9 protein-coding genes and 3 pseudogenes are annotated in these 11,224 nt (G+C 61.8%); 10 read left to right on the top strand and 2 right to left on the bottom strand.

The genetic code is table 11. The annotated features are described in order from the left end of the window. Nucleotides 1-599: 599 nt before the first annotated feature. Nucleotides 600-1,997, bottom strand: a pseudogene (locus tag AC3WLX_RS36410) (autotransporter domain-containing protein); the annotation flags it as partial. Nucleotides 1,998-2,019: 22 nt separating this feature from the next. Here AC3WLX_RS36410 and AC3WLX_RS36405 point away from each other — a divergent pair. The 7 genes and pseudogenes from AC3WLX_RS36405 to AC3WLX_RS36375 form a co-directional block, all read left to right on the top strand. After that, nucleotides 2,020-2,478 (top strand): annotated as a pseudogene (locus AC3WLX_RS36405) (LysR substrate-binding domain-containing protein); the annotation flags it as partial. A gap of 110 nt (nt 2,479-2,588) precedes the next feature. After that, nucleotides 2,589-3,947 carry an extracellular solute-binding protein gene (locus tag AC3WLX_RS36400; protein WP_028139158.1) on the top strand — a complete coding sequence of 453 codons (1,359 nt, stop codon included), beginning with the start codon at nt 2,589-2,591 and terminating at the stop codon, nt 3,945-3,947. 47 nt (nt 3,948-3,994) lie between these two features. Then, the gene (locus AC3WLX_RS36395; RefSeq protein WP_155253864.1) at nt 3,995-4,927 is read left to right on the top strand and encodes a carbohydrate ABC transporter permease; all 933 of its coding nucleotides are present in this window, start codon (nt 3,995-3,997) and stop codon (nt 4,925-4,927) included. Further along, complete coding sequence (locus AC3WLX_RS36390) at nt 4,924-5,754, top strand: carbohydrate ABC transporter permease (protein ID WP_028139159.1); 831 nt, start codon at nt 4,924-4,926, stop codon at nt 5,752-5,754. The genes AC3WLX_RS36395 and AC3WLX_RS36390 overlap by 4 nt, the downstream gene beginning before the upstream one ends. 42 nt (nt 5,755-5,796) lie before the next feature. Further along, the gene (locus AC3WLX_RS36385) at nt 5,797-7,335 is read left to right on the top strand and encodes a sulfatase (protein ID WP_024343443.1); all 1,539 of its coding nucleotides are present in this window, start codon (nt 5,797-5,799) and stop codon (nt 7,333-7,335) included. Then, nucleotides 7,332-8,300, top strand: a pseudogene (locus AC3WLX_RS36380) (DUF4432 family protein). The gene AC3WLX_RS36385 and the pseudogene AC3WLX_RS36380 overlap by 4 nt, the downstream one beginning before the upstream one ends. Before the next feature lie 372 nt (nt 8,301-8,672). Next, complete coding sequence (locus tag AC3WLX_RS36375) at nt 8,673-8,837, top strand: hypothetical protein (protein ID WP_155248812.1); 165 nt, start codon at nt 8,673-8,675, stop codon at nt 8,835-8,837. 47 nt (nt 8,838-8,884) lie between these two features. Here the strand turns inward: AC3WLX_RS36375 and AC3WLX_RS36370 are convergent, their stop codons facing one another. Further along, a complete protein-coding gene (locus AC3WLX_RS36370; RefSeq protein ID WP_155248813.1) occupies nt 8,885-9,046 on the bottom strand; it encodes a hypothetical protein in 162 nt (53 codons plus the stop codon). A gap of 835 nt (nt 9,047-9,881) precedes the next feature. Between AC3WLX_RS36370 and AC3WLX_RS36365 the strand changes: the two genes are divergently transcribed. The 3 genes from AC3WLX_RS36365 to AC3WLX_RS36355 form a co-directional block, all read left to right on the top strand. Then, on the top strand, nt 9,882-10,004 hold the full coding sequence (locus AC3WLX_RS36365) for a hypothetical protein (protein WP_283805943.1): 123 nt from the start codon (nt 9,882-9,884) through the stop codon (nt 10,002-10,004). After that, nucleotides 10,004-10,429 carry a P-loop NTPase family protein gene (locus AC3WLX_RS36360; RefSeq protein ID WP_024343445.1) on the top strand — a complete coding sequence of 142 codons (426 nt, stop codon included), beginning with the start codon at nt 10,004-10,006 and terminating at the stop codon, nt 10,427-10,429. The genes AC3WLX_RS36365 and AC3WLX_RS36360 overlap by 1 nt, the downstream gene beginning before the upstream one ends. A 115-nt stretch (nt 10,430-10,544) precedes the next feature. Further along, nucleotides 10,545-11,224 (top strand): transposase (locus AC3WLX_RS36355; protein ID WP_492339379.1); only part of this gene is annotated, 680 nt, incomplete at its 3' end.

Genomic DNA, 11,224 nt, shown 5'->3' with positions numbered 1-11,224 from the left:
CCTTGCTCGCTTCATCTGTCCGTCCTTTTCAGGCCGGACTCTAACTCCATCTGGAGGAAATACTCAGGGGCAGGTCACCAAGCGTAAAACGTTCAAGATGAGCTCTCAGCAGCGGCTTGGCGGGCGGAACCGCTTGCAGTCTTCAGTTTTGTAACGTCATGACCATACCCGCAGCTATACAAGTGATAACGGAGCTGGCCTTCTTGCGCGATCAGAGAGTCAGAGGGACGTCCAGTCTCCGTGACGGGTAATGGCGGCGATAGAGTCTCGCGGTGCCCGTCATGGAGATACACTATGTCGCAACCGAATGTCTTGCATAGCACTCACGGCTAACACGCCGGATCACTAAGCCCATTGTGATCTTTTGCGGTACGGCCTCGTCCATCGCACTCTGGTGCGGCAACGCATAGCCGAAGATTTGTTTCATCCGATGCGACCTGACGCAGCGCCGGCATCGAATTCGTGGAGATTGCCCACGCCGATTTCTATCACCTTGGCATCGGCAGCCCTCCCCACCTGGCAGACTTCATAGGAAACAGGCGGCCGATTGGGCCGCCTGTTTCGATTCAGGGAAAAACGGGTCGATCGTGCCCAGCGCCTCAGTACTTGGCGACAACCGTTTGGGGAGCGAAGCGATAGTTGAGGCCTACCTTGACCTGGCTGATGTTGTCCGCCTTGACTGACATGTTCGTCGTGCCGTCGGAGGCGAGCGCACGATCGCGGCCAAACGACAGGTAGTCGTACTCCGCCTTCGCCGACCAATTCCTGCCCAGATCGAACTCGGTGCCGTAGCCAACCGTCCAGCCCATGCGGGTGTTAGAGATACTGAAGCCGGTGCCGCTCGCGATGAAGGCGCCGGCGCCATTGTTACAGACGCTCGCCACTGCTACGCCCTGCGGATTGTAGCAGGTCGCGTTCGTGCGGCCATCTTCGAAGGCGCCGCCGCCCTTTACGTACCAAAGCGTGCGTCCCCAAGTGTAACCAACGCGGCCTGTCAGGCTCGCCACCCAGTTTGTCTTGTCCTCGGCAACGAAATATGCGGAGGTCATCCCGGCCCCAAAGGCCTGCGTGCCTACGGTCCGTGCGCCGTGGATGTTGGCTGCGCCGATGTCACCTTCGACACCGACGACCCAGCTGTTACCGAACTGGTAGTTGTAGCCGAGCTGACCGCCGCCGAAGACGCCGCTGCTCCAGGGCCGGGTGCTGTCCGTCGTCGGATCGCCGAACCTCACGTCGGTGCGACCGGCAGACCCGCCGAAGAAACCGCCGACGTAGAAACCTGTCCAATTGGTCGCGGTGACCGCAATTGGCCGCGCCTTGACCATGCGTACGGCTTTCGTCGGCATAATCGCGGCAGCGATCGTCTCAGGCGTAAACTGATAGCGGATGCCGGCATTGCCAGTCCAGCCATCGATGTTGGAGCCGTTGCGATAGTCGAGGCGGACAAAACCGAGCCAGCCCGTGTTGACTACCTGGCCCGCGACGCCGACAGAATACTGGCCATAGGTGCCGACACGCGAAGTCGTCGTCGATTGGTTATATGTAAATGGAGCGCCGCCGACAGGGAATACGCCGTTCAGCGACGTGTAGTTTGAGGTGACGTTGCCGGCGAATTCATGGAAAACGCTGGCGGATGCGAACGGCTGCCAGATGACGTTGGGCGTCGCGATTGTCTTGCCACCGCGCAAGCTGAGGCGACCCATCTCGCTCTCGACATCGTTGGTCTGGATGATGCCGGCAATGCCGGTGAAATTCGGGCCAGAGACGCCGGGGGCCGTGAAGTTATCGACGGACGTCCTGGAGTAGATGAATCCCGCCGACGGTTCGATGAACCAGTCATTGCCCAGATCGAAGTTGTACCCAGTCGACGCCGAGATCGAATAGCCGTGTGCGCCGACCGGCTGGTTGGCGAAGGCGAAGCCCGCATTGTCCATCTTGATGTTGTAGAACTCTTGGCGGACCATTAGGTCGGCGAAGAAACGTCCCTTGGTTGCGACAACATAGGCGCCGGAAGATCAGCAGGATTTCGAGACGATGACGCTAACATCCGATCGGCTCGGCGTCTGCTGCCGTCGCGGTCATCCCCTGACCCGTCGGCGGCGGGTCAACATGCGCGATCTCCTGCAGTATCCCTGGATCAAGCCGCCGCATTCGACGCGGGCGCACCGCAGGCTCGACTCCCTCTTTGTCTCGAACGACCTGCCGCCGCCTTCGAGTGTGCTCGAAAGCGGATCGGTCGCGCTCCAGTTCAACGTGCTCAGGCAATCGGACGCGCTGGCGACCACCGTGTCGAAGACGCTCCAGACGCCTGAAGGTGACGGCCTCGTCATGCTAAACGTTCCAGAACTCGCTTTGTCGCGCGATGCCGGCGTTATCACCCGCAAGGGCGGCTGGGTCTCGCCGGCAGCAGCCGAAATCATCGGCGAGCTCAAGATCATCTGCGCCGAAGAGGTTCGTGGTCGCAGGAGCACGGCATAGCTTTTAGCTATACCTACGGCACAATAATCTCTTTGTAAGAATACCTAAATCCTGTTTTGCTTCACCTCCGAGAGAGCCGGAATCGGCCGAACGCGGGCGGGAGGATTGGGATGCCGGGACAGAGCGGGAAGCGTGGCCTGACGCGCCGTCAGGTCGTGGGTGCAGGTGGCGCGGCCGCCCTGGGGCTCGCTGCCCCGTGGCGATACGCGGCGGCGGCCAAGGTCGCGCCGATGACCATCGTCGTCAACCAGTCGCCCTGGTTCGACAGCTTCCGCAAGACGGTGGAGCTCTACGAGAAGGAAACCGGCAACCGGGTCGAGCTCGACGTCAACCCGTTCGCGGGATCGCTGGAGAAGCAGCGTAACTCGGTGCGTGCCGCGAACGGCCAATACGACCTGCTGATCATGAACTCCGGCTGGATCGCCGAAATGTATTTCGGCGGTTTCGTCGAGCCGATCGCGGCGATCGATCCGTCCTTCAAGCTCGACCCTGATGTCTACACGCTCGATAACACGGTTTATTTCGATGCCGACAAGAAGACGATGTCAGCCTCCGGCAAGCTGATGTCGGTGCCGATCTCGCCGCTCATCCCACTGCTCTACTATCGCGGCGATCTCTACAAGGACGCGGGCCTGAAGACGCCGGAGACGTTTGCCGAGCTCGAAGCGAACGCAAGGAAGCTGCACAAGCCGCCGAGCCGCTACGGCATCGTCCAGCGCGGCGCCCGCGGGCCGGCGACCGTCAGCTACGATTTCTATCCCTATCTCTACGGCTTCGGTGGCGGCATCTTCAAGAACCAGGCCGTCGGCGATTACACGGTGACGCTCAACAACGAGGCCGGGCGCACGGCGCTCGACTATTATTTGCGGCTCGCCAAGGAAGCCGGCCATCCGCAGACCGCCTCGCTCGAACAGGCGGAGGTGATCCAGAACATGCTGACCGGCAAGGCCGCCCATATCATGGTGGTGGTCTCGGCGTGGTCGCAGATGGATGATCCCGACAAGTCCGCCGTGGTCGACAAGGTCGAGTTCGCGGTCACACCGCACGCGGAGGGCTTCTCGACCGGTCCCGGCCTCGGCCACTGGCTCGGCGGCATCGCGCGCAACGTGCCTGACGATCGCAAGCGCAGCGCGCTCGAATTCCTCCGCTGGTACCAGACCAAGGAGGCCCAGCTTGCGCACGCCAAGTTCGGCGGCATTCCCGTCAGCGCGGCGACCTATCGCGATCCCATCGCGCAGGAACGCCGCTATCGCTGGATGAAACCGCTCGGCGAAGCCTTGCCGCACGCGGTCAACATCTACCAGTTCCCGGAGGCGAGCGAGGTGATCTCGATCCTCGAGCTCGGCCTCAATCAGGCGGTCGCCGGCAACACGACATCGGTACAGGCTCTCAACAGCATGGCCGAGCAGGTCTTTGGCGTCATGACCAAGCGCAACTACAACACCGGCAAACTGCCGGCACTGCCCTGAGGCCGACCATTAAGCCGACCGCGAGCGCCACCGCGCACATCGCCGCGGTGGTAGCAGAGCCATCCGCGCTGGCGAGCCAGCCGAGCGCGTCCGATTTCCAGCGAGGCCTCGACGAGCGGCTGTGGCGCTGGCTGACGCTGTCGCCGGCATTGCTGCTGCTGCTGGCGCTCAGCGTGCTGCCGCTGGCCAATCTGTTCGCGACCAGCTTCTTCACCGTGAGCTGGAGTGGCGGCCATTCGAGCTTCGCCGCCGCAGGCCTGAACAATTACCGCGCGCTTGCCGGCGATACGCTGTTCCGCGCCGGCATTCTCAACACCATCCTGTTCGCGCTGTTTGCGGTCGGCGGTCAGATGCTGTGCGGCTTCGCGCTCGCACTGCTCTGCACCGGCGTCACCCGCGGCCGCCTGCTTTATCGCACCATCTTCATCCTGCCGATCCTGGTTCCCGGCATCGTCGTCGGCGCGATCTGGAAGCTGCTGCTCAACTTCGATTTCGGCCTGGTCAACCAGGCCATCGCGCTGGTCGGCATCGATCCCCTCAACTGGCTCGGCTCGGCCACCACGGCCCTCGCTTCAGTGATCTTCGTCGACATCTGGCACTGGACGCCGTTCTGCTTCCTGCTGTTCCTGGCCGGTCTGCAATCGCTGCCGCAGGATGTCTACGAGGCCGCGAAGATCGACGGGGCCTCTGGTTGGCAGGAGCTCACCTATGTGACGTTGCCGATGATGCTGCCCACCATCATGGTGACCTTCGCCTTCCGCCTCGTGCTGGCGTTCAAGGTCTTCGACGAGGTCTATCTGCTGACCGGCGGCGGCCCCGGGACATCGACCCAGGTCATGAGCTTCACGCTGTACCAGCGCTTCTTCCGCGAGGATCAGACCGGATATGGCTCGGCAATGTCTGTCGCGATCATCTTCATGACCTGCATTCTGCTCGCAGCCGCCTTCGCGGCGCGCGGACGGATGGGAGCCACGAAATGATGGCGTCTCCGAGGGTGCGCGCCCTGTCCATTCATGCCCTGTTGATGGCGGCGGCGCTGCTCGTGCTCATCCCAATCGTCTGGGTCGTCGCTGCGGGATTCCGCACCCAGATCTCGCTGCTATCAGGGGCGTTCTGGTTCACGCCGGTCCTGAAGAACTTAAACGAAGTGCTGTTCTCCAAGACCTCTGATTTCCTCGTCAATTATCGCAACTCGCTCGTCGTCGGCACGCTGAGCACGCTGATCTGCCTCGTCACTGCCACACTGGCCGCGTGGTCGCTCAACCGGATGTCATGGCCGCGCTGGTTCGTGCACATCTTTCTCGGCTGGGCATTGGTGTTTCACATGTTTCCGCCGCTGGCGCTCGCCAGCGCCTGGTTCACGATCATGCGCACGGTCGGCCTCGACAACACGCTGACCGCCGTGGTGCTCGCGCATACCGTACTCAACTTGCCGATGGCATTGTGGCTGATGGGCGTGTTCGTGCGCGACGTTCCGGTCGAGCTCGAGGAGGCCGCCCGGCTCGACGGCGCCACGACGCCAGTTCTGTTGTGGCGGATCGTGCTGCCGATCACTGCGCCGGGCCTTGCCGCAACCGCCATCCTGACCTTCGTGTTCAGCTGGAATGATTTCGGTGTCGCCCTGACGCTGACCATGAAGCAGACCGCAACCGTGCCGGTCGCGATCGCCAAATTCGCTCAGGAATACGAGATTCTCTACACGCAGATGGCGGCCGCCGCCGCGCTGTCGATCCTGCCAGCCCTGGTGCTGCTCATCATCGGCCAGCGCTACATCGTGGCGGGTCTCACCCAAGGCGCTGTGAAATAAGACGGCGCCGTGAAAGAAGACGCGACCAGCGAAGGAAATGCCATGAAGACGGTCTTCGTTCTCTTCGATTCCCTCAACCGCCATCTGCTCGGCGCCTATGGCGGCATCAGGATTCCGACGCCTAACTTCGACCGTCTCGCCGCCAGGACGCTGACTTTCGACCGGCATTACGTCGGCAGCCTGCCGTGCATGCCGGCACGGCGCGATCTGCTCACCGGCCGGCTCAGCTTCCTGCATCGCAGCTGGGGCCCGCTCGAGCCGTTCGACAATGCGATGCCGGAGCTGTTGCATCACACCGGTGTCTACAGCCATCTCATCACCGATCATTTTCACTATTGGGAGGACGGCGGCGCCACCTATCACAACCGCTACGACAGCTATGAGTTCGTGCGCGGCCAGGAAGGCGATCCCTGGAAGGCGATGGTGCAGCCGCATTGGGAGCGTCTGCGCGAGATGTATCACGCGCGCCAGTTCACCACCGACCGGCGCAAATATCACTCGCAGAACATCATCAACCGCGAGTTCATCAAGGAGGAGAAGGATTTCCCCTCGGTGCAGTGCTTCGCGCACGCCTTCGACTTCCTTGACCGCAACCGCGACGCCGACAACTGGCTGCTCCAGCTCGAGACCTTCGATCCGCACGAGCCATTCCACGCGCCGGCCCGTTTCAAGGCGCCGTTCGACAGCGGCTGGAACGGGCCGATCCGCGACTGGCCGCGCTATGGCCGGGTCGACGAGCTGCCGGCCGAATGCGAAGAATTGCGCTCAAACTATTATGCCGTTGTGTCGATGTGCGACTTCCTGCTCGGACAGCTGCTCGACGATTTCGACCGCCACGACATGTGGAAGGACACCGCCCTTGTCGTCACGACTGATCACGGCTTCCTGCTCGGCGAGCACGATTTCTGGGCCAAGAACCGCATGAACCTCTATGAGGAGATCGTGCACATTCCGTTGTTCGTGCACGATCCGCGGCGCCCGCAACCCGGCGCGCGAAGCACGGTTCTGACCCAGTCCATCGACCTCGCGCCGACGTTCCTCGATCTGTTCGACGTGACGCCGCCGCGTGAGATGGAGGGCCACTCGATCCTGAAGGCCGCGCGATCCCCCCAGCCGTTACGCGAAGCGGCGCTGTTCGGCTATTTCGGCGGCGCGGTGAACATCACCGACGGGCACTACACCTATCATCGCTTTCCCGCCGACCTGAAGACGCAGGAGATCTTCCAGTACACGGTGATGCCGACGCATATTCGCTCGCCGTTCCTGCCCGAGGAGCTCGCCGGCGCATCGCTGTCGGAGGGCTTCCCCTTCACCAAGGGCGCAAAGCTGCTCAAGGTCCCCGTGATCGAACGCTCGCCGATGTATCTCAATTATGGCCCGGGCGCGCTGCTTGAGAATGATACGCGGCTCTATGACCTCGCGAAGGATCCAGGCCAACAGCAGCCGGTGAAGAACGAGGAGCAGGAGGCGCGCCTGGTGGCGCTGATGGCGCGGCTGATGGCTGCCAACGAGGCGCCGCCCGAAGCGTTTGGCAGGCTCGACCTGCACGAGTCGACAGCCCAACGCGAGATTTCGTCGTGACCTACAACAATCTGCGCGCCAAGGTCGGCGATCCCAAGCAGTTTGCGAGCGTGCGGCGCATCGTGCTCGACGAGGGTGTGGAGCGCGGCGTTGCCGCGCTTGCCTTCTCCAATGGAAATGGGCTCGATTTCTGGGCACTCGGGGACCGATCGCTCGACATCGGGCCGTTGTGGTGGAAAGGCATGCCGGTCGCCTGGCAGAGCATGGCCGGTTTCCGCAGCCCGCATTTGCACCATCCGGAGGAGGACGACGGGCGCGGCTACAGCCGCACCAATTCCGGATTCCTCGTCACCTGCGGGCTGGATCATTTTCGCCAACCCGTGCCTGGCCATCCCATGCACGGCCGACTGCCGTTCACGCCGGCACGCGTGACGGCGCACGGCGAAGACTGGAATCGGAGCGACCCCGTGCTGTTCTGCGAGGGCGAGGTCATGCAGTTCCGCTTCGGCGGCGAGGCGCTGCGTCTCAGGCGCCGGCTCGAGGCGCCCATCGGCGGTAACCTGCCGTGAATCCGCGACGAGGTGACCAACCTTTCAAACGAACCCACACCGCAGGCAAGTCTTTATCACTTCAATTTCGGCTACCCGGCTCTCGCGCCGGGATCGTCCGTGACCCTTGGCTCTCGCCGGTTGCTTGATGTCAAGGGGCTGCCTGATGTTTCGCTGTTGTCTGAATCCGTCAGCTTTCCTGCCGACGGTGATGGCGCTTCCGCCGTTTGCAGGCTCGCGACACCGATGGAGCACGGCGCGACGCTGGAGATTGCCGTCAGATTCGACGTCAGCACGCTTCCGCATCTTCAGCTCTGGCACGATCTGCGTCCGCAGGCCTGCGTGCTCGCGATCGAGCCCTGCACAAGCGCAAAGATCAACGGCGTCGAGCCGGTCGCCCTGTCGGGCGAGACCCGCAGCTATTCGGTGGATATTGCTTTTACCCAAAAGCAGTCAACGCCTGCTCACCTGGCTTAGTGTTCGACTATCCAACTACGGCGCCACCGACAGTTCCTGTCGAGCTTGAGAATCACGTGGAAGGGGTGGCGCTCCGTGTTCAGGCGTTCACCGATCTTGGCATCGAAAACCTGATCGAGCTCGTCAGGTTCTACAAAGAAACCCCAAGCTGGTCACGCGCTGGCAACGGGAATGATCTAACCAGCCTGCGGTCTACGCCGGATGCGTATCAAGATGTTGGACCCTCGAGGCCCGAAAGCTTGCAATCGCAAGACTCGATCCGCTAGAGAATACGATGCCCGCTCAATGGCTTGGCAGACCCCTCCTCACAGACCGCCAATTGGATCTTCGCCGACGCCATAGACCCAGAAGGCCTCGAATTTTGCCTCGCGCATGGCGGCGGTCGCGACCGCCGCGTTTGCGCTCGGCCTGGCGTTGGGTAAGAAGTCTCCTGGCGGTACCGACGCCGATAATCGCGCGTTGCGGTTGCGCCTTCGCCTGGCGGCGCTGCGCTTCCAGCTGATTGGTACTCATGCGTGCGAGCACCTGGCACCGTGACGAAATCGCCTTCGTTGACTAAGGATTTCTTTGATGCGACCGGGTATCTAGGTAGAAATGTCGATCTCCATCGCGTCGATGCGGCCGTTACCAGCAGCGATGCCTGCGGGCAGGTCGTGATTTGCGAGCTTCTGCCAGCAGTAATAGCCGCCGCCGGCTACTATGATGGCCAGAAGAACAGAGGCCCCAGCGTTCACGGTGCTTGTCACCCCCCTTCTTCTTCGCCTGTCCACGAGACACCGTGCGGTTGGGCGGGCTCTGCAACCCTGCTCGCGGGATCGCTTATGCTCGCGGTCGTCGAACAACCCGGAAGGAGAGCGACCTATTCGTCCCAACGCCTCCTTTCATAACGTGCCGTAGAGGCTCTTCGGCACTCCATTGAGCGATTGTGCCCAATCACGAGTGGCGAACGAAAATGTCGATGCTGTGCGTCCATCTTCATAGAAGATACTTCCTCATTCATGAGTGCCAACACCTTATGGCCCCGTGGACGGTCGGAGTTAAATTTAGGTGAACAGGTATTGACGAGATCAAATGCTATGGATTCGCTCGAACGAGGATAATATCGAGGCTCCCATGCCCCCCAAGGCGAGATCGCAACCTATGGTCCGTTCGCGCGATCGTATCCTGAAAGCCGCAATCGAGCGATTTTCAAAAGATCGTACGAACAGGCCAGCTTGCGCGACATCGCAGCCGATGTGGGGTTGATGTCGCCTATGTACACCGTTGCTTCGGCTCCAAAGAGCGTCTGTCTGTCGAGACCCTTAAGGCCTCGGCGCAGATCGATGAGCAGTTCACAGGCTGGCGCACAGTCTTGCGGGCGCACTCGCAAGGCAGGTGGTTTCGGAGCGTGCCCGCGGGGGGGCATGCGCTCGATATTGTCATTCGCTCGCTTGCCAGCCGGGAAGCCGCACCGCTGCTTCGGAAATTTGTTTGGGCGCTTGTCGATCCCTCGCTCAAAAACTCGATCAATCGAATATTGTGCCAATCGCAGTGCTCGCGGCCCTGTTGGCTGGCGTGTCCATATTCAGGAACGTGCTTCGGATGGGGTCACTCCTGGACGCGCCGAGCACCGAACTTGAAGCCCTGATCGCAAATGCCTTCCAGAGCATGATGGATGCCGCCGATCCGGCGACGGCAACTTTGAAACTGGAAAGAACTTCCTGATGATCGCCACCACCTCGCTCATTGCTGTCAACGCCGGTCAGATCGGTACTGGTCAAGCCGAGTGGGGCCTCCATGAAGCTGCGATCAAAGCCTTCGTTTCGCAAGAAGCCGCATTCGTCCACCCGCTGTCGCGTTGCCAGTTCTGGGACCTGAGCGATCGTCTGCGCGCGCGAAGGGCCGGAAGGAGCGTGGTAGTCGCCACGGCCTACATGTCCGAGGGTTTCGTCTGGCTGATCGCGATGAACGACGGAAAAATCTTCGCGACCAGCGCGCCGTCGGATCTGAAAGGTCGAACCAGCACGCGGTCGATCGAAGATGCATTCATAACCCTGCTCCGGCACGATAGCATTCTCTTCAGCCGGAGAAGCCGGTCGGTCCGTCGCACGTACCCGAAGGCGAGCCCGTCATCGTCGCCAGGGACCTGACCCGGGTTCCCCGTGGGTCGGTCAAAATCCCCCGGGTATGGTCACTTGAAACTCCCCCACCTGATGATCGCCGGCAGCGCCGCTGAACAGCGGTAGCCGGTCCGGCAGGACGTTTATTTTCGTCCCCTTTTATCGAGCAGGGGACTGGGAGTTGAACGTCTTGAAGCCACACCTGCAAAGCACTGTATTTACATTACTCGATCGCAACGCCAGCCAGCGCGAGATCCACAGGCTGACGGGGATCGATCGCAAGACGATCCGGCGTTACCGAGCGCTGCGGGCTGGTGCGGAGGCAAATTCCCCCGGGGAGGTGACCACCGGCTCGGCGAGCGGGGACAGCCAAATTCCCCCACCCCGACCACCGGCTTTTGGGGCATCGGAAGCGACGGTCACCAGCAGCCTAGCCCGTTCGGCTTGCGAAGCGCATCGGACGTGGATCGAAGAACAGGTCCGCCTGAAGCGGAACGCGCAGGCGATTTACCAGGACCTGGTCGATCAATTTGGCTTTCTGTCCAGCTACCAGAGCGTCAAGCGGTTTGTGCGCACGTTGCGGCACGCCGATCCCGAGCAGTTTGATCGGCTTGAGTTCCTCCCCGGCGAAGCTCAGGTCGACTATGGCGAGGGGGCGCCGACGGTTGATCCGAAGAGCGGGCGGTACCGTCGTCCGCGCCTGTTCGTGATGACGCTGCGCTACTCGCGGCGTAGCTTCCGGCGGGTGGTCTGGAAGTCGAGCCAGCAAATCTGGGCGCAGCTCCACGAAGAGGCGTTCCGGTATTTTGGCGGGGTGCCGAGCTA

This window comes from Bradyrhizobium sp. FW305-F6 (assembly GCF_058782905.1).
The sequence above is the reverse complement of the archived record's forward strand: the minus strand, read 5'-3'. Positions and strand labels throughout refer to the sequence as shown.

Coding starts and splice junctions, on each gene's coding strand:
- AC3WLX_RS36390 (WP_028139159.1), top strand. CDS start 4,924: ATGATGGCGTCTCCGAGGGTGCGCGCCCTGTCCATTCATGCCCTGTTG.
- AC3WLX_RS36365 (WP_283805943.1), top strand. CDS start 9,882: ATGGGGTCACTCCTGGACGCGCCGAGCACCGAACTTGAAGCCCTGATC.
- AC3WLX_RS36375 (WP_155248812.1), top strand. CDS start 8,673: ATGGCGGCGGTCGCGACCGCCGCGTTTGCGCTCGGCCTGGCGTTGGGT.
- AC3WLX_RS36400 (WP_028139158.1), top strand. CDS start 2,589: ATGCCGGGACAGAGCGGGAAGCGTGGCCTGACGCGCCGTCAGGTCGTG.
- AC3WLX_RS36360 (WP_024343445.1), top strand. CDS start 10,004: ATGATCGCCACCACCTCGCTCATTGCTGTCAACGCCGGTCAGATCGGT.
- AC3WLX_RS36385 (WP_024343443.1), top strand. CDS start 5,797: ATGAAGACGGTCTTCGTTCTCTTCGATTCCCTCAACCGCCATCTGCTC.